At 50.2% G+C, this 17,706-nt stretch carries 17 protein-coding genes; 8 read left to right on the plus strand and 9 right to left on the minus strand.

Annotated features, from left to right (window positions below; genetic code table 11):
- Complete coding sequence (locus G4V39_RS00570; RefSeq protein ID WP_166031075.1) at window positions 1-1,506, plus strand: Rne/Rng family ribonuclease; 1,506 nt, start codon at window positions 1-3, stop codon at window positions 1,504-1,506.
- Here the strand turns inward: G4V39_RS00570 and G4V39_RS00575 are convergent, their stop codons facing one another.
- From G4V39_RS00575 to mfd, 5 genes are read right to left on the minus strand one after another with little or no spacing between them, the layout of a single operon-like run.
- Entirely contained in the window at window positions 1,507-2,208 is a 702-nt protein-coding gene (locus G4V39_RS00575) for an LOG family protein (protein WP_166031076.1), read from the minus strand.
- Complete coding sequence (gene recO / locus G4V39_RS00580; RefSeq protein WP_210412130.1) at window positions 2,201-3,016, minus strand: DNA repair protein RecO; 816 nt, start codon at window positions 3,014-3,016, stop codon at window positions 2,201-2,203. Before recO ends, G4V39_RS00575 begins: the two co-directional genes overlap by 8 nt.
- Window positions 2,976-3,608, minus strand: a complete 633-nt coding sequence (locus G4V39_RS00585; RefSeq protein WP_166031078.1) for a helix-turn-helix domain-containing protein — start codon at window positions 3,606-3,608, stop codon at window positions 2,976-2,978. Before G4V39_RS00585 ends, recO begins: the two co-directional genes overlap by 41 nt.
- Window positions 3,608-4,588 carry a SurA N-terminal domain-containing protein gene (locus G4V39_RS00590; RefSeq protein ID WP_166031079.1) on the minus strand — a complete coding sequence of 327 codons (981 nt, stop codon included), beginning with the start codon at window positions 4,586-4,588 and terminating at the stop codon, window positions 3,608-3,610. Before G4V39_RS00590 ends, G4V39_RS00585 begins: the two co-directional genes overlap by 1 nt.
- A gap of 2 nt (window positions 4,589-4,590) precedes the next feature.
- Window positions 4,591-7,899 carry a transcription-repair coupling factor gene (mfd, locus tag G4V39_RS00595; protein WP_166031080.1) on the minus strand — a complete coding sequence of 1,103 codons (3,309 nt, stop codon included), beginning with the start codon at window positions 7,897-7,899 and terminating at the stop codon, window positions 4,591-4,593.
- Window positions 7,900-8,203: 304 nt separating this feature from the next.
- On the opposite strand from mfd, the gene mazG reads away from it, so the two are divergent.
- Complete coding sequence (mazG, locus tag G4V39_RS00600) at window positions 8,204-9,007, plus strand: nucleoside triphosphate pyrophosphohydrolase (protein ID WP_166031081.1); 804 nt, start codon at window positions 8,204-8,206, stop codon at window positions 9,005-9,007.
- Here the strand turns inward: mazG and G4V39_RS00605 are convergent.
- Window positions 8,988-9,689 carry a YggS family pyridoxal phosphate-dependent enzyme gene (locus G4V39_RS00605; RefSeq protein ID WP_166031082.1) on the minus strand — a complete coding sequence of 234 codons (702 nt, stop codon included), beginning with the start codon at window positions 9,687-9,689 and terminating at the stop codon, window positions 8,988-8,990. The two genes, mazG and G4V39_RS00605, sit on opposite strands and share 20 nt — an antisense overlap.
- The gene (locus tag G4V39_RS00610; RefSeq protein WP_166031083.1) at window positions 9,686-9,943 is read right to left on the minus strand and encodes a hypothetical protein; all 258 of its coding nucleotides are present in this window, start codon (window positions 9,941-9,943) and stop codon (window positions 9,686-9,688) included. Before G4V39_RS00610 ends, G4V39_RS00605 begins: the two co-directional genes overlap by 4 nt.
- A gap of 125 nt (window positions 9,944-10,068) precedes the next feature.
- On the opposite strand from G4V39_RS00610, the gene G4V39_RS00615 reads away from it, so the two are divergent.
- The 5 genes from G4V39_RS00615 to G4V39_RS00635 all read left to right on the plus strand — a co-directional run bounded on the left by G4V39_RS00615 (window position 10,069) and on the right by G4V39_RS00635 (window position 13,471).
- A complete protein-coding gene (locus tag G4V39_RS00615; protein WP_166031084.1) occupies window positions 10,069-10,581 on the plus strand; it encodes a CarD family transcriptional regulator in 513 nt (170 codons plus the stop codon).
- A 4-nt stretch (window positions 10,582-10,585) separates the two neighbouring features.
- Window positions 10,586-11,638: a PIN/TRAM domain-containing protein gene (locus G4V39_RS00620; protein ID WP_210412132.1), complete on the plus strand. Its 1,053-nt coding sequence runs from the start codon at window positions 10,586-10,588 to the stop codon at window positions 11,636-11,638.
- Window positions 11,625-12,563 (plus strand): RluA family pseudouridine synthase, encoded by a 939-nt coding sequence (locus G4V39_RS00625; RefSeq protein WP_166031085.1) that lies wholly within the window; start codon window positions 11,625-11,627, stop codon window positions 12,561-12,563. Before G4V39_RS00620 ends, G4V39_RS00625 begins: the two co-directional genes overlap by 14 nt.
- Entirely contained in the window at window positions 12,556-13,164 is a 609-nt protein-coding gene (gene coaE, locus G4V39_RS00630; protein ID WP_166031086.1) for a dephospho-CoA kinase, read from the plus strand. Before G4V39_RS00625 ends, coaE begins: the two co-directional genes overlap by 8 nt.
- Window positions 13,165-13,249: 85 nt before the next feature.
- Complete coding sequence (locus tag G4V39_RS00635; protein WP_166031087.1) at window positions 13,250-13,471, plus strand: hypothetical protein; 222 nt, start codon at window positions 13,250-13,252, stop codon at window positions 13,469-13,471.
- Here G4V39_RS00635 and larB read toward each other — a convergent pair.
- Window positions 13,468-14,211 carry a nickel pincer cofactor biosynthesis protein LarB gene (larB, locus tag G4V39_RS00640; RefSeq protein ID WP_166031088.1) on the minus strand — a complete coding sequence of 248 codons (744 nt, stop codon included), beginning with the start codon at window positions 14,209-14,211 and terminating at the stop codon, window positions 13,468-13,470. The two genes, G4V39_RS00635 and larB, sit on opposite strands and share 4 nt — an antisense overlap.
- The gene (locus tag G4V39_RS00645; RefSeq protein ID WP_166031089.1) at window positions 14,212-14,790 is read right to left on the minus strand and encodes a DUF6657 family protein; all 579 of its coding nucleotides are present in this window, start codon (window positions 14,788-14,790) and stop codon (window positions 14,212-14,214) included.
- A gap of 112 nt (window positions 14,791-14,902) precedes the next feature.
- Here G4V39_RS00645 and G4V39_RS00650 point away from each other — a divergent pair, with 112 nt between their 5' ends.
- Complete coding sequence (locus tag G4V39_RS00650) at window positions 14,903-17,674, plus strand: hybrid sensor histidine kinase/response regulator (protein ID WP_210412134.1); 2,772 nt, start codon at window positions 14,903-14,905, stop codon at window positions 17,672-17,674.
- The last annotated feature ends 32 nt before the right edge of the window (window positions 17,675-17,706 follow it).

Raw genomic sequence — 17,706 nt, forward strand, 5'->3', positions numbered from 1 at the left:
ATGGCCAAGGAGGGCCGTCGAAGTAAGCCCAAGAAGGTTGTCCTCATTAATGCCGACCAACCGGAGGAGATCCGGGTGGCCCTGGTGGAGGACGGCCGTCTGGAGGCCTTTGATCTGGAAACAATAGTCCGGGAACATACCCGGGGCAACATCTACAAGGGCCGGATTGTTAATATCGAGCCCAGCCTTCAGGCCGTTTTTGTGGATATTGGTAGCCGACGAAATGCCTATCTGTCTTTTGATGAGATTCACCCTGAGTACTACGGTTATGCGGCGGTAAATAAGGGGGGACGCAGTCGCCTCTCAGAATTTCTGGAAGTAGGCCAGGAGATTCTGGTTCAGATAGTTAAGGAAGAGACACCTACCAAGGGGGCCAATGTAACCACTTATCTGGCCATACCCGGACGTTATACCGTACTTATGCCCGGAAATTCGGCCACCGGGGTCTCTCGTAAAATTGAAGACGAGGCTGAAAGGAAAAGACTAAAAGAGATTATTCTCTCCTTTGATCTTCCAGAGGGAGTAGGGGCAGTAGTCCGGACAGCCAGTGCCGGGGTGCCAAAGAGAGAGATACATAAAGATCTCCGTTATCTTCTACGGCTTTGGCGAGAGATTAAACGTCGGGCGGCCACCATGGAGCCCCCGGCGCTTCTTTACAAGGATCAAGACGTTATCATTCGCTTTCTGCGAGATTATCTGACCGCTGATGTAAGCGAGATCCTGGTGGATAGCAAAGAGGCCTACAAAAAGGTCAAGGACTTTCTCAAAATAATCTCTCCTCGTCAGAGCAAGGTGGTGCGTCTCTTTCGCAAAAGGCAGCCCATTTTCAGCCTCTACGGACTTGAAGAGCAAATCGAAAGTATTTACCAGCCTAAAGTAGAGCTTCCCTCCGGAGGCACCCTAATCATTGAACCTACAGAGGCCCTGGTGGCCATTGATGTCAATTCAGGCAAAAACATCCAGGGTGAAAATCTGGAGGAGGTATCCTTTAAGACCAATCTGGAAGCGGCCGGGGAGATTGCCCGCCAGTTACGGCTTCGAGATCTGGGGGGGTTAATTGTCATTGATTTCATCGATATGAAGAACCCTCGCCATCGTCGAGAAGTGGAGAAACATCTGCGAGAGAGCCTCAAAAAAGATCGGGCCAAGGTGGATATGACCAGGATCTCCAAGTTTGGAGTCTTGGAACTGGCTCGACAAAAGCTTAAGGCCCCCATTGTCTGGGGAAGCCACCGTCTGTGCCCATATTGTCGAGGTGAGGGAATGATTCGGACTGTGGAAACCCTGGCCCTTTCTCATCTACGGCGATTGCGGGCCAAAATGGCCAGCAGTGGTCCGGCCCTGTTCCGTCTGACCGTTCCTTCTGAGGTCGCCTTTTACCTTCTTAACCGCAAAAGGAAAGAACTTCTTGAGTTAGAAGAAGAATACCAGGGCCACATTGAGATAGAGGCCTCAAAGGAGATGTTCCCTGAAGATGGAAAAATAGATACCTTTCCCCTGACCTGATTATCCCCAGACCTTTTGTCGTAGATAGTGTTCTGTCTTAAGGATGGCCCGATCCTTTATGAAACGGACAATCTCCGTGGGGTCATCAAGGAGTTGGACGATGTCCATATCTTCTGGAGAAATCATTCCTTCCTCAAGCACCCTCTTTTTCAACCACTCAAAGAGACCAGCCCAATAGTCACTGCCAACGATGACTACTGGAACGGGTCTGATCTTATGGGTTTGAACCAAAGTGACCGCCTCAAAGAGTTCGTCCATAGTACCAAAGCCACCAGGGAAACAGACAAAGGCCACGGCGTACTTGACCATCATCACCTTGCGGACAAAGAAATAGCGAAACTCCAGTTTGACGTTGGAGTAAGGATTGGGCTGTTGTTCCATGGGGAGCTTGATGTTAAGGCCTATACTATTGCCCCCAGCCTCAGCTGCGCCCTTGTTGGCGGCCTCCATGATTCCAGGGCCACCGCCGGTAAGGACAGAAAACCCCTCTTTTACCAGAAGGCGCGCTACTTCCTCGGCCTTTTGATAATAAGGATGGTCGGGTTTTACCCTGGTAGATCCAAAAAGGGTTACGGCGGGATAGTAATGGGGCAGGACCTCAAAGCCATCTACAAACTCGGCAATAATCCGAAAAAGACGCCAGCACTCCCGAGCGTGAAGTCCATTTAGGACATATTGATTGAGACGATCTTCTTCAGACATTGTTCCTCCTCAATCCAGGTTCTCCATCGGAGGTTATATATTCTTCTTCGCACAGATCCTTATAGACCTTAAAGGCCACCGGACGCTCTCCCAAGATCCTAAAAAGCATGGTCTCAAGCAGCCGCTCTCCGTGCCTGAGGAGGCGGAAATCTATATTTAATGCCTCAATAGGCCAGAGGGAAGCCCGGGCTAGATCCCGAAGATATTTGAGAAGGGGCCAGGGTAGGGAGTGGGCCCCTCCCTGATAACATCGAAGACAGATAAGGCCACCGTCTTCAGGGCTAAAGTAGGCCTGCTTACCCTCTACTCTTTTTTGGCAACGCCGGCAGCCCCAAAGCTCTGGTCCGAACCCGGCCACTATAAGCGTCCGGAGCAGAAAAAAAAGATGGAGTCTTTCCGGAGCAAGCCCCCGATTAAGACCAGAGAGAACCAGAGCCAGAAGATCAAATAGCTCCGGCTCCTTCAGGCCTGGTTTTAAAAGCCTTTCGGTGACTTCCAGCCACAAGGAGGCCAGAGCAAAGGACCGCCAACTCTGGCGGATACCGGGGAAGGGATCAAGAAGATCGGCGGCCTCAAGGAGAGGCAGGCTCCCTCGACCACGTCTGATAACGGCCCGAATTAACCCCGGGCTCTCTAGAGTATTGACAAAACGTTTTTGGCTCCTTTTGGCCCCTTTCGCTATAACGGTTACCTTGCCTAAACTGCGACTAAAGAGGGTGATTATTCGATCACTTTCTCCGAAATCACTACCACTTAAAACCAAAGATCTAGTTATTCGATGCATGAGGGATCTGACATCTAGGACCACCAAAGCCCTCGGGGGCGCAAATCTGATTGTGAGGCCCTAAATTCTGAATAAGAGGGAGAACAGTGGTGGGGAGTGTGAATTCCTCCTCCGGCGGAAGTTCAGGAGGTGAAGGAGATATCAGAAGATCGGCTTTATCGTTTAACCTTTGAGGAATTTGAGAACTAGTGGCCTCAGGGACGATAGGAGACATCTTTTTGGTCTGCCAGAGCCGAAAACCAAGGACAAAGGCAACAACGATAACTACCAGGATGACTACAAGCCAGAGCCATTTTTTGGATCTGGACCCTAGGGAGACCTTTTCTTCATCTCCTGAGATTTGGACAACGTATTCGTCATCTTCCTCCTCTTTGGGAGGGTTGGCCAAGGTCTCATAACGAAGAATGACTTCGTTGGGATCAAGGCCAATTACCTGGGCATAATTGCGGATAAAACCCCGGACAAAGACCTGAGCCGGTAGCTTACCCCAATCCTCAGCCTCAATTGCTGCCAGAATGGAGACCGAAATTTTGGTCTCTTCAGCAATGGTCTCAAGGCTTATGCCCCGCAGCTCCCTTTCTCGTTTTAGATATTCACCAAAAGTCTCTTTGGCCATCAGAGGAGAACCTCGATATAAGATTGACTTCGTAGCTCTTTAAGCCATTGTTTGAAACGCTGGTCAACCTTTTCCTGATAAAGTTTTCGCCTGATTTCATCCTTGACGGCAGAAAGGGGCTTCTTGACCTCCTCATCTAAGGCCTTAAGCCGAATGATCTGGATAATTCCGGGGCCCTTTATAATTCCGGAGTATTCTCCCGGAGTGAGGGTTTTGACCACTTCTCGGACCTCAGGGGAGAGATCCTTGAGGTCAAAGTAACCCAGATCTCCTCCGTCTTTGGCCGTGGGGAGTTCAGAGTAGCGACGAGCCACCTCGGCGAAGGGAACCCCCTTTTCTAGTTCTTTCAAGGCTGCCTGGGCCTTGGCCATTTTTTTCTTTTCCTCCGAAGGATTCCGGACCAAAAAGCCTATTTGTTGAAGAAAAAAGCGTTTATGTCCGCTAACGTAATGTTTTTTCCAGTATTCTTTAATCTCTTCATCGGTGACTACAATTCGCCCCTTTACTTGAACATTAACCAACTTGAGACGGAGAAGCTGATCGGCCAAGCGTTGGCGATACTCCTGAGGATCAATTCCTTGGGCCTTAAGGCGTTCTTGAAATTCGGAAAGAGTTAAACCGTTTTCTCGGGCCATGTTCTCCATGGCTGATTCAATCTCGGCCGGGGTTACCTTAATCCCTAGACGTTTGGCCTCTTCTCGAGTCAGCTCCTCATCTATGAGTTGCTGGAGAACCTGATGGCGGATCCTTTCTAACAAAGCTTCCCTTTCAGTTGGGTCAATGCTCCGGGAGAGAAACTTTTGGTAGTAGGGTGCGGCAGCCTGGTCAAGCTCTGAGAGGGTGATAACCTGATCATTAACCACAGCCACCACCCGGTCCACCACTTTGGCCGAAGAAGGAAATGGCCACAGGAGAACGATCCACAGCCACCAAGTGCTAAATATGATCCTCTGATGCCACATTCTTTTAATGCCTAACATTTTCACCTCTTTTGCTCAAGTTCTTGAAGAATAGAAAGTGTTTCTTCAAAGATTTTATCTCCTTTTAGACGGACAAAGAGCCGGCCTTCAGGGGTGAGTTTGACGCCCTTTCGCTTTTGACTAAGGGCCAAAATCCGATCCGGATCAAGGCGGGTCTCTTCATCTACAGATAAGACCACCTGGTGATCGGCCCGGTCAAGCCTTTTGATCTTAAGGGCTTTGAGGAGAAGTTTTAGCCTCTGAAGTCGAAAAAGGTTTTCAACCTCCTGAGGCAGTGGTCCATAGCGATCTAGCAACTCTTCTTTCAGATGAGAGATCCCCTCCTCATCCCGACAAAGGGCCAGGCGGCGGTAGAGAAGAAGGCGTTGATCCACGTCCGGAACATAGCTCTGGGGAATGAAGGCCGGCAGTCGAAAGTTTACCTCTGGTTCAAAATCCTCTTCCGGGGCCTCTCCTTTGAGTTCCTCAATGGTTTTTTGAAGGATTTCCAGATAGAGATCGTAACCCACGGCAGCGATGTGGCCGGATTGAGAGGTGCCTAAAAGGTTCCCGCCTCCTCGGATTTGAAGGTCGGAGAGGGCCAGTTTAAAGCCTGCCCCCAACTGACTAAAATCCATAAGGGCTCGCAGTCTTTTCCGGGCATCTTCGGAAAGATCGCTAAGAGAGGGAACCAGGAGATAGCAGTAGGCCTGCTCCTCCGCCCGGCCTACCCGACCGCGAAGCTGATATATTTCAGCTAAACCTAAACGATCGGCCCGATTAATAATGATGGTATTGGCACTGGGAATATCTAGACCACTCTCAATAATGGTGGTGGAGACCAGAACATCTATTTCGTGCCGGAGGAAGCGGATCATGATCCGTTCAAGTTCCTCCGGTGGCATCTGACCGTGGGCAACCTCTATTCTGGCCTCCGGAACTAGACGTCGCAGATATTCAGCCAGGGAGTGAATTCCCTTTACTCGGTTGTGAACAAAAAAGACCTGCCCCCCTCGTCTCAACTCTCGCCTTATGGCCTCTCGAACTATGGCTTCCTCAAACTTGGCAATGTAGGTCTTGATGGGAAGCCTTCCCTCGGGAGGGGTGTTGATGACAGAAAGATCACGGACCCCCAGAAGAGAGAGCTGAAGGGTCCGGGGAATGGGAGTGGCCGTCAGGGTCAGGACATCCACGGTGCTCTTGAGTTTTTTGAGACGTTCTTTATGTCGGACACCAAAACGGTGTTCTTCGTCAATGATAAGCAGTCCCAAGTTCTTAAAGCCCACATCGGCTTGAAGCAATCTGTGGGTCCCGATGACTACATCTATTTGGCCACTTTTGAGCTCAGCGATGATCTTGCGCTGTTCTTTGGGACTTTTGAGGCGAGACAAGCCAGCCACCCGGACCCCAAAGGGAGAAAGTCTTGAGGAGAAAGTTCGCAGATGCTGTTCGGCCAAAAGGGTGGTGGGTACCAAGACCGCTACTTGGCGGCCGTCGGAGACGGCCAGCATGGTTGCCCTCAGGGCGACTTCGGTCTTGCCGTAGCCGACATCGCCACAGACGAGACGATCCATGGGACGTTCGCTTTGCATATCTGCCAGCACTTCCTCGATGGCCGCTGCTTGGTCAGGTGTTTCTTCATAGGGGAAGGCTGCTTCAAACTCCTGGAAAAGGGCCGAGGGTGGCGCAAAGGCGTGTCCTCGTCGGACCTTCCGGGCGGCATATAGTTCCAAGAGTTCTTGAGCCACTTCGGCGATGGCCCGGGCCACCTTCTTTTTGGTTGTCTGCCAGCTTTTGCCCCCAAGCCGATCAACCCTGGGTTCATGTCCCTCGATTCCGATGTATTTTTGGACCAGAGAAAGACGATCCACCGGAAGGTAGAGTTTGTCGCCGTCTTTATAAGAAAGCAGCAGAAACTCACCTGGAATTCCCTGAAGATCAAGCTGAACAAGCCCTTCATACCGGCCAATACCGTGATCGCGATGGACTATGTAATCCCCGGGACGGAGTTCTTCCAATTTGAGCTCTTCAAGGAGCCTCTCGCGCCCCCGGCCTCGAGGCTGGAGTCGATGTCTTGTCCCTAAAAGTTCCTCCTCGGAGATCACCCATAAGGCTAACTCTGGCCAGTAGAAACCACTTCCTAGGGAGCCAATGACTATCTCAACCCGGCTCTGGGCTTTAAGCTTTAAGGGGGCCGAGCAGATGGGTATGGAAACTCCCTCAAGGGGACCGGTTTCTAATAGATTTTTAAGCCTTTCGGCCGTCCGTTGGCTGGGTGAGGCCAGGATCACCGAGTCTCCCTCATCAAGGACACGGGCGACCTCCTCTCGTAAGATTTCAAGGGCCTGGTGGGGACGGGCCTTAATTTTAAGGGCCAGATCAGAGCTGTCTTTTATGTCAAGTTCGAGATCTTCATTTCCTTCAGCTAATGAAGGAAGTTCAAGAAAGGCCCTGGCCTTGATCTCCCGCCAAAACTCTTCCGGGCTAAGAAAACTCTCGAAGGCCTCAACCAGAAGTCTCTCTTTAGCCCTTTCAAAAAAACCCCTTATCCTTTCAGCCTCGTCTTTTACCGCTCCCTCAATAGCCGCTGGCTCCACCAAGACAATGGCGGCTTCTTCTGGCAGATAGTCAAAAAGGCTCTGAGGATGCGGATAAAGCAAAGGAAGATAGTGTTCTGGAGTCTCAAGGAGTCTTTGGGCGGAAAGGTTTTCAAGAAGGGTGTAGATCATCTGCCCAGGGGCAGAGAACTTCTCGGCCCGGGAAATTATCCTTTTTTTGGCCCCTTCAATAACCTCAGAGGAGCAAAAAAGCTCTGAGGCCGGCAGAATAGTGGCCTCTTCAAGGTGTTCTAAGGATCTTTGGGAGACCGGATCAAAAACTCTGATTGACTCCAGGGTGTCTCCCCAAAAGTCTAATCTCAATGGTTCTGTGTAGAGGGGAGGGAATAGATCTACCAAGGCCCCCCTGACACTCATTTCTCCCCGGCCTTGAACCAGCCCGACCTGTTGATAGCCCCCCTCTATCAACCGTCTAAGGAAGGCCTCCCGGGGAATTTCCTCTTCCGGGAGGAGATAATCGGCGGCTTCATCGAGTATCTTTTGGGGAATGGTGCGCCTGAGGAGGGCTGATACAGAGGCTACAATTAAAGGTGGCTCCGGCGATTTGGCAAGTTCGTAGAGGGTGGCCAGACGACCAGCTGCTGCCTCTGGCTCAGGAACAAGGCTGGCGAAAGGAGGCGCATCATAGGTAGGAAAGTGCCGAACCGGGGCCTCAAAAAAGAAAGAAAGGTCCCGGCTTACCTGTCGGGCTAAATCTTGATCGGGAACGATCAAAAGAATTGGCCGCTTTCTCTGTGCCCAAAGAAGAGCCAGGATGAGCCAGGGCGAACTTCCCCTGGCCCCCAAAAGACGAAATCTACCCTTTGGGCTCTGCCACCAAGATATTAGCGGGTTTAAGTGTTTGGGCTCCCACATAAAAAGGACAAACTCCTCCCTTTCCAGGAGGCCTGGGTGGGGAGGGAATCTCAAGGATTTTTTTAAAAATACCCCTTTGAGGGGTTCTGACAAGGCCCCTAGAAAGGGGCCTTGTTCTAGGATATCTTTGGGAAAATTTGGCATTTGACACGGAGATAAATAAATGGACAGGGTCAGATCTTCAGGAGAGGGCTTTGAACGTCTTGTAGAGATTGTCCGTCGGCTTCGAGCTCCAGATGGTTGTCCTTGGGACAGAAAGCAGACTCCTTTAAGCCTTAAAAAGTATCTCTTGGAGGAAGCCTATGAGGCTGTGGAGGCCATTGATGAGGGTGATGCCGCCCATATAGCTGAGGAGCTGGGGGATCTTCTTTTTCTGATTATTTTTGTGGCCTATCTTTATGAAGAAAAGGGAGCCTTTGACCTCAGGGGGCTTCTTGAGCAAACAGCCGCCAAGATGATCCGCCGACATCCCCACGTATTTGGGGAAAAACAGGCTCAAAGCGCCGAGGAGGTTATCAACAACTGGCAAAAGATAAAAGAGGCAGAGGCCCGAAAGACCTCGGAGCCCCGATCTTCTGTTCTGGGAAATCTTCCTCGCACCCTTCCGGCTCTCCAACAGGCCTACCGAGTCGGGGAAAGGGCCAGTCGGGTGGGTTTTGACTGGTCTGGGCCTAAAGACTTATGGCCCAAAGTGGAGGAAGAACTTAACGAGCTGAAGGAGGCCATAGCCAGGGGAGAAAAAGAGGCCACTTTTGCCGAGCTAGGGGATTTACTTTTTACCCTGGTCAACCTATCTCGCCATCTAGGGATAAATCCCGAGGAGGCTCTACGGCAGACCATAGAGCGTTTTATCCAGCGTTTTATCCTTATGGAAAGAAAGTTTGAGGCCCGGGGCCGAAGGCTGAGAGAGGCCTCTTTGGCTGAGATGGACGCTGTTTGGGAAGAAATTAAGTCCGAGGAGGTCTAGGGCCAAAGATAGCCGTTCCTAGGCGGACAATAGTTGCTCCCTCTTCAATGGCCACCTCAAAGTCATGACTCATGCCCATGGAAAGATCTTTTATCTCTACACCGGGTATGGCCGCTCTTTTGAGCTCTTCGGCTAGCTCCCGGAGCTGACGAAAATAGGGCCTTACCTCTTCTGGGTCTTCCCGAAAAGGGGGGATGGTCATTAAGTCGCAGACACGGAGGTTGGCAAGGGGGGCTATCTCTCCTATGAACTTTAAAAGATCTTGGGGGGCGACCCCGGCCTTACTTTTTTCACCTCCAATGTTCACCTCTACCAAAATGGGCATAATTTTCCCTCGAGCCCTTGCTCTGCGGTTGAGTTCCTCTGCCAAGGAGAGGGAATCCACCGTTTCGATAAGATCAAAAAGTTCTACGGCCAGCTTGGCCTTATTTTTTTGAAGGTGGCCAATGAGGTGCCAGGTAAGCCCCAGGTCCTTAAGTTGTTTGATCTTTTCGCGGGCCTCTTGAACATAATTCTCACCAAAGATTTGCACTCCCGCAGCGGCTGCCTGGCGTATTTTCTCTACGGAGACGGTTTTACTGGCGGCAAGGAGTTTTATCTCTTTCGGGCTTCTACCAGCTCGAAGGGCCGCTTGGGCTATTCTTTCCCGGATAGCCTTCAGACGTTCAGCAATATCTTTCATTTTGGAGACTGTTCCTCTTTTTGCAAGGTCCGCCGAAGTTCTTCCAGTTCATCCGAAAGACAGAGGCATCGTTTAAGACGGGATTCGATCAGGTCAAGCTCTTGGCCAACCTCTCGAAAACGATATCTAGTTTGTTCTTTGAACTCCCGAAGCTCCTTGTGGAGATTAGTGATTTCTTGACGGAGCTGGCGAACTTCATCCCGGATATTGACCAGGATTTCCAAGGTCATATTGTGGACTTTTTCCTCTCCCACCAACCCGCCTTGTGATCAATTTGAGGTCTTATACCCATAGGTGTTGGGGTGGTCAAGGTTCCCATTTGATAAAAAACGTGTTATTATCTAGCCAATTTAGCGTTTTATTTGGGAGGAAGATGGTCATGTTTAATGTCGGAGACTTAGCGGTTTATCCTGCGCACGGTGTAGGGGTAATTGAATCTATTGAACAAAAAGTTGTCGGTGGTGTGGAACAGACCTTTTACATTATGCGCATTTTAAGCACTAACATGACCATAATGATTCCCAAAGCCAGTGCAGATAGGGTGGGGCTGAGAACAATTATCTCCGACGATGAAGTCTCCCGAGTCTACGATGTATTAAGGGAGCGTGAGGTGACCATAAACACCCAGACCTGGAACAGACGCTACCGGGAATACATGGAAAAAATCAAAACGGGGAGCATTTTTGAGGTGGCCCAGGTCTTGAGGGATCTTTATATTCTAAAAGCAGATAAGCCTCTTTCCTTTGGTGAAAGGAAGATGCTCGATACCGCTAAGAGTCTCCTGGTAAAGGAGCTTTCTATCGCTAAAAACACCGATGAAGAGGAGGTCGAGAGGGAGATTGAGGCCATCTTTGCTGACACCTGCCCAGAGAACGCCTCTCAAGGAGGTTAAATAGTTGGCCAAAAATGTCCTCCGTTTCTTGCTCATCCTGATCTGTTCGGTATCTGGTTTTTTTGTCTTCCAGCAAATGCCTCAGGCCGGAGAGCATCGGTGGCTCCCCTGGTTGGGATCTTTAGTCGGGGCCTCGGTGGCAGGATTGGCCATCCTCATTGAGCGTTTGGTTCGTCGAGTTCCCCTAAAGCTCATCATTGGGGGCACCTTGGGGCTCTTTGTCGGTCTTGTCCTGGCCCGGCTTCTGAGCTTTGTCTTTGAGGGGCTCAACTCCGGCCTGGTAGGAACCCTGCTTTATGTAATGCTTAGCGTCTTCTTTGGTTATTTGGGGTTGGTTTTGGGGCAGAAAAAAATTGAAGAGGTGGGCTGGGCCGCTCCTGGTTCTTCTACTGTGGCCAGCGCTCTCTCCTACCTTTCTCGCCATATTCCCAGACGGGAGTGCCCCAAGGTGGTGGACACCAGTGCCATTATTGATGGGCGTCTTTACGATATTTGTGCTACGGGTTTTGTTGATGGCCCTCTAATAATTCCCCGGTTTGTCCTTGAAGAGCTCCAGTATATTGCCGACTCGACGGATCCTATCAAACGAACCCGTGGCCGTCGAGGGCTTGAACTTCTTGAGCGGCTCCAGGAGGAGGATTTAATCGAGGTTCGTATTGTGGACCAAGATTACCCTCAGATCAAGGAAACCGACGCTAAACTAATTGCTTTGGCCAAAGATCTCCAGGCCAAGCTGATCACCACAGACTATAATCTCAATAAAGTGGCCCGCCTTCAGGGCGTACCGGTAATGAACGTTAATGAGTTGGCCAATGCCCTTAAGCCGGTGCTTATTCCCGGTGAATCTCTCAAGGTAACGGTCCTCAAGGAGGGTAAGGAGCCCAATCAAGGGGTGGCCTACCTTGAAGATGGTACCATGGTAGTTATCGAAAATGGTCGCCGTTTAATTGGTCAGGAAATCGAAGCTGTTGTTACCAGTGTTCTTCAGACCCCGGCCGGCCGGATCATATTCGTTCAGCCCAAGTCGGAATCCCTAAAAGAGGTTGTCTCGGCTTAAGAAGCTGCTCATCGTGGAAGATCCCGCCTCTGGCCAGCGTCTAGATGTATATCTAGCTGGCAGACTCTCCCTTTCTCGATCCCAGGTAAAAAAGGCCTTGGAGGCTGGTCATATTACCGTGGGCGGAAAGAGGGCCAAAGTCAGCCATAAGGTCCGTCCTGGAGAAGAGATCAGAGTTGATCTTCCTTCACCAGAACCACTTCCAAAGATGGAGCCAGAAGATGTTCCTTTTGAAATTCTTTATGAGGATGAGGATCTAGCGGTAATAAATAAGCCTCCCGGGGTGGTAGTCCATCCAGCAGCCGGCCATTGGCGAGGGACCTTGGTCCATGGTCTTCTAAAAAGATTAAAGGATCTTTCCGGAGTTTCCGGAAAGATCCGGCCGGGTATCGTTCATCGACTAGATAAGGACACCTCCGGAATTATGGTGGTAGCTAAGAACGATTTTGCCCACTTAACCCTTGCTCATCAATTTAAGACTTCTCAGGTTACCAAGATCTATCTGGCCTTAGTCCATGGATGTCCTCGGGACCTTGAAGGGAAAATTGATCTTCCTATTGGAAGGCATCCCGTTCATCGTCAAAAGATGTCGGTACACTGTCGGGTATGTCGGGAGGCTGTTACCTTTTGGCGGCTTCTCAAATCTTTTAAGGGGGCCACTTTGCTTGAGGTTCGGCCGCTTACCGGCAGAACCCACCAGATAAGGGTCCATCTTTCGGCTATAGGGCATCCCATAGTGGGAGACCCCCTCTATGGGGGGCGCCGTCCCACCGGACCTAAGGCTTCTCGGCAGTTGCTCCACGCCTATCGGCTAACATTTGTTCATCCACGCACTAAGGCCGCCGTGTCGTTTGAGGCCCCTTTACCAGAAGATATGCTTGCAATTATTAATAACCTAGAACAAAAACAACGGAGAAATGATTAAAATAGGCCTTACTGGGGCGCAAGGGTCCGGTAAAACGACTGTTCTGGGCTTTTTTCGGGATCAGGGTTTTAAAACCCTCTGCTGTGATGAGCTGGCTCGAGAAATCACCGCCCCGGGACAAGAGGCCTTTTGGGAGATCGTATCCCTTTTTGGTCCAGAGATTCTCTCTGAAACTGGAGTTCTTAATCGGCGCCTCATTTGGGAAAAGATTATTGCTGATTCCAACTTGCGTAAGGCCCTTGAGGCTATCATTCATCCCCCTCTCAAGGTATTAATTGAAAACTTTTTTCAGCAGGCCTCACCAGGAGAGATTATTGTCGTTGAGGTTCCCCTCCTTTTTGAGGCTTCTTGGAAGGATCTTTTTGACTATACGGTGGCCGTCTATACTCCAGTATCAATTATTGTTAAAAGAATTGCCAAACGGTATAACATCTCTGCGGATGAGGCCCGGAAGTGGCTGGAGATCCAGCTTCCTCCAGAAGAGAAGGCCCGTTTGGCTGATTTTGTCATTGATAACTCCGGTAGCCTTGAGGCCACAAAGGAACAAGTCAGGGAATTGAGCCTCTTTTTTAAAGAGCAGGCTAAAGTAGTTGATCCTTAGTTGACTTTCTCCCGGATTCCTTTTATAGCTTGAAAGCCCTTAACCTGTAGAATCAATCGGAAAGACCTTTCTTGTAGGAGGAGATATGGCCAGACACAAGAAGATAGAACGCAAAAGGGAGATAGAGCGCCGACGTCGGCGGCGCGCCAAACTGGCCAAACTGCGAGCCAAAGGACTTTTCCCCCGGCCGGAGGGTTATGATCCTCGGGTCTATTCTTATGTTGCCTACGCAGTAGCTAAAGGGATTATGTCCCTTGATGAGGCCAATCGGCGCCTAGAGACCGCCAAGCTCAAGGAGGCCGTTTAGGCCTGATTTATCAGGCTGGCGATACAAGCGGCCCCGAAGCCATTGTCAATGTTGACCACCGCCACCCCGGGGGCACAACAGTTGAGCATGGTCAGGAGGGCCGCCAGTCCTCCAAAGCTAGCCCCATAACCCACACTGGTAGGTACGGCAATCACCGGGGCCTTGACTAAACCGGCTACCACTGAGGCTAGGGCCCCTTCCATTCCGGCAACCACAATTACGACCCGGGCCTGAGAGATAGTGGGGAGCTCTCCCAAAAGGCGGTGGATTCCGGCCACACCGACGTCGTAGTGGCAGGTGGTCCGGTTCCCCATTGCTTGAGCGCAAACCCGGGCCTCTTCAGCCACAGGAATATCTGCCGTGCCAGCGCTGACAATGGCTATCTGGCCCTTGTTGGGATCTCGGGTACCGTAAGAAAGGACCTGGGCCAGCCGGTGATATCTCAGATGGGGCAACTCACTTAAGATTGTTTGGGCCTTTTCTTCGTTGACCCGGGTTATAAGAAGGGGCATTCTTCGGGAGATGACCTTTTTAGCAATAACTACAATTTGATCAGCTTCTTTGCCTTCACCGTAGATAACTTCAGGGAATCCCTTTCTTAGCTCTCGGTGATGATCGATTCGGGCAAAACCAAGGCTCTCGTAGGGCAGATCCCGTAGCCTCTTAAGAGCCTCTTCAGGTGAGATTCTTCCCTGAGCTATTTTCTCCAGGAGATCCCTTAAGGCCTCTTCGGAGAACATCTAAAGGGTTAGAAGGGCAGCCTTTAATTGGTTCAGCTGTTGTTGAAAGCGTTCCTTGAGATCGGCCTCCACCTTTTGCCACTCTTCTTGGAATTGTGGCAGAGCCTCAGGGTCTATGGGCCCAGAGAGACCATATTGCTGAGCTATAGCCTGTTCTAGACCGGCCATGTTGCTCTGAAACTGCTGGCGAAACCGCTGATAAAGGTCTGATTTCATCTGAAGATAACCTAACAAAAGGCGCTCTATCTCTTGAAGAATTCGAGAGGCCTGGGGTCCCTTAATGAGCCTAAGGCCTTCTAGAGCCCGACTTATCGTGTGGGTTAAGGAGTCTTGGTCCCGAGGCAGAAAGATATTGCGCAGAAACACCTCTTCCAGGCCTTCAAGAAGAACATGGATTTCCTGAGGGGGAACTTTTTTAATCTCTTCCTCTAGGTTGAGTTCTTTTTCTTTCAGAAAGCGGGCCGCTAGTCGTCGTCCGCGATCCATGGCCTCCAGGCGGGACATTTCCTCTGTGGAGGCCTTGCCAATCTTCTCGGCCTTCTCCATAGCTATTTCCAGGGCACTTTTTATTTCGGCCATCTTTTACCTCCTTGGATCCGCAGAAAGATAGCCATTGTCTCTAGTTCCTGTCAACGGGAGGAAATCTTGACAGGAGCCTTTAAGTTCACCATGCTATAGGTTAAATCACTTCTTGGGTGGTCTGGTGTTTATCGAAAAACACAATAGTTGCCTTAATACCCTGGCTATTATTGATTATATTCGCGAAGAACATCCTGACCGGGTGGAGGAACTTCTTGATGGCCTCGGCCCGGAGATCGAGGGTCTTGATGATCCCTTGGCCTTTCTCTCGGACCCAAACAATTGGGTTTCTTCCTCCCTCCTTATTAAAATGTATGAAAATGCCCGAAGAATTACCGGCGATGATCTGGTAGCCTTTAAGATTGGCTTTGAATCTGTCCGCCGTCAGAAGCTGGGATATGTTCAAAAAATAGTCCTCTTTGCCCTCCGGGATCCTCGAATTGCCCTAAAGAGGGTTCAGGCCGTTAATGATCGCTTTAACCGTAACAAGGTCATCAAGCTCCTGGAAACCAAGCGGGACAGGGCCGTTATGCAACTTCATTGGGCCAAACACCTCCCCCTTTCGGTGGATTTTTGCCTGATGAATAAGGGGGTTTATAGCGCTATTCCTCTTATCTGGGGACTTCCGCCGGCCAATATCACCGAAACCAAATGTTTTTTTCGGGGAGACAACTATTGCGAATATCACTTGCGTTGGCAACGAAGGAGTCTCTTCAAGGACATTTTCAATCGTATTTTTGCCCCCTGGAAGGTAGTCGAGGAAAGTATTGCAGAACTTGAGCGAGATAAAGAAATCCTAAAAGAAAAATACGATGAGGTTCACCAGTTAAACTTAGCCCTTAAGGCCAAAATTGACCAGCTTCTTTCCCTTCAGAAGGCCGGAACAACTATTCTCTCTACTCTAGATTTGGAAAAACTCCTTGATCGTATTCTTACCGAACTGACCAAGGTGGTGGGGCTTAAGCGAGCCGGAATCTTTATGCTTGATGAATCCCGCTCCTGGCTTCAATTGGTTCATGCTATTGGGGTAGAAAAGGAGGTCATCCAGAGTTTTCGTTACTACCGCGTGCCCCTCAACAAAAAAGATAATATCATCGCTCGAGCGGCCCGGGAAAAACAACCCATTCTTATCGATGATCCAGAAAGGGAGTCTCTTAACCGAAGCAACCCTCTTCTTCGGCATTTTCGACCTCAGGCCTTTATTTTGGTGCCCCTGGCTGTAGAAGGAAAGACCTTAGCTGTGGTGGTAGGAGACAGAGAAAAATCGAGATCTCCACTGGCCAAAATCGACGCCGAATTTCTCAAGCTATTTGCTACTCAGACCGCGGTAGCCCTTCAAAACGCTTCCCTATATAACCGTCTGGAGAGCAGCGAACGGCGCTATCGTGAGCTGATAGAAAATGCCCAAGAGGGTTTTTGGGTTCTTGATTCCAGCGGTCATCTAGACTTTGCCAATCAGTATCTCCATCACCTTTTAGGTCGGGACAAGCTTCTGGGGCTTTCGGTTTATGATCTAGTAGATGACAAAGGTAAGAAGGCCGTTCTCAAGCTCTTCATGAGGAATATCCAGGGTTTGCCCGCTAAGGGTGAGGTAGCCTTTAAGCGTCCAGATGATACCTATGTCTATACCTTGGTCAGTAGTGTTCCCTTGTTTGAGGAGGGGGAGTTCAAGGGTAGTTTTGCCTTGGTGGCTGACATTACTGACAAGAAGAAGATGGAAGATCGACTCCTTCATACCCAGAAGCTTGAGGCCTTGGGGACACTTGCCGGAGGTATCGCCCATGATTTCAACAATATTCTTACGGGAATCATGGGATATTTGACCCTCCTTCGCCAGAAGATTACCGACCCCGAACCACTCAAATTTATCGATGTAATTGAGCGTTCCAGTCTTCGGGCTGCCGACCTGGTGCGACAGATTTTGACTTTTAGTAGAGATCTCAAACCAGCAGGCGAAGAGAAGACCATAAATCTAAACGAGGTTGTTCGAGAGACAGAAGCCCTTCTCAAAGGCACTTTAGAAAAATCTATCATTTTAGAGCTCAATCTGGCCGAGTCTTTGCCAACTATAAAGGCCGATTCTACCCAGGTTCAACAGGCCCTGCTAAATCTTTGTGTCAACGCCAGAGATGCCATGGAGGGGCGGGGGCGGTTGGTGATTTCTACATCGACCATTACCCTGGGGGAGGAGGATGGTCCCTTTTCAGAACTCATGGCTGTCCCCGGCCTATACGTGATGCTTAGCGTCTCTGACTCGGGTTGTGGCATCCCTGAAGAGATTCTCCCCCGCATCTTTGATCCCTTCTTCACTACAAAGGGGATCGGTCAGGGAACAGGTCTGGGTTTGGCCATGGTTTACGGCATTGTACGAGGGGCCGGTGGCTATGTCCATGTAGAGTCTGTAGTAGGACAGGGGACAACATTTTATCTCTTCTTCCCGGCCTCAGAGGACCGGCCTACAGTCTCCGAGCCTTTGCCTACCCGGAGAGAGCTTACTGGACGCGAAGGGATCTTGGTGGTCGACGATGAAGAACTCATCAGGCATCTGGCCCACGAAATACTTACTCGGTATGGCTACAAGGTCTTTTTGGCTAAAGATGGCTACGAGGCCCTGAATATTTACCAGGCCTTTCGCCAGGAGATAGATCTGGTAGTCCTTGATCTTATCATGCCGGAGATGACAGGAGAGGAAACTTTGGAGCGGCTGCGGCAGCTTAATCAAAAAATAAGGGCTGTTTTTATTACCGGATACAGTCGTAAAGAAGAATCTTCTCTCGGGGTTCCGGTGATCTACAAACCCTTTAATGTGGAAGAATTCCTCCAGGTAATTAGGAATCGCCTCGAGGAGCCATCCGGAGAACTTGTAGATAGCCTCTCAGCTTGAAGCTCTCCTCCGGTCATATTATTTTTCAATCT

The sequence above is a fragment of the Thermosulfuriphilus ammonigenes genome, assembly GCF_011207455.1.
Classification (GTDB): domain Bacteria; phylum Desulfobacterota; class Thermodesulfobacteria; order Thermodesulfobacteriales; family ST65; genus Thermosulfuriphilus; species Thermosulfuriphilus ammonigenes.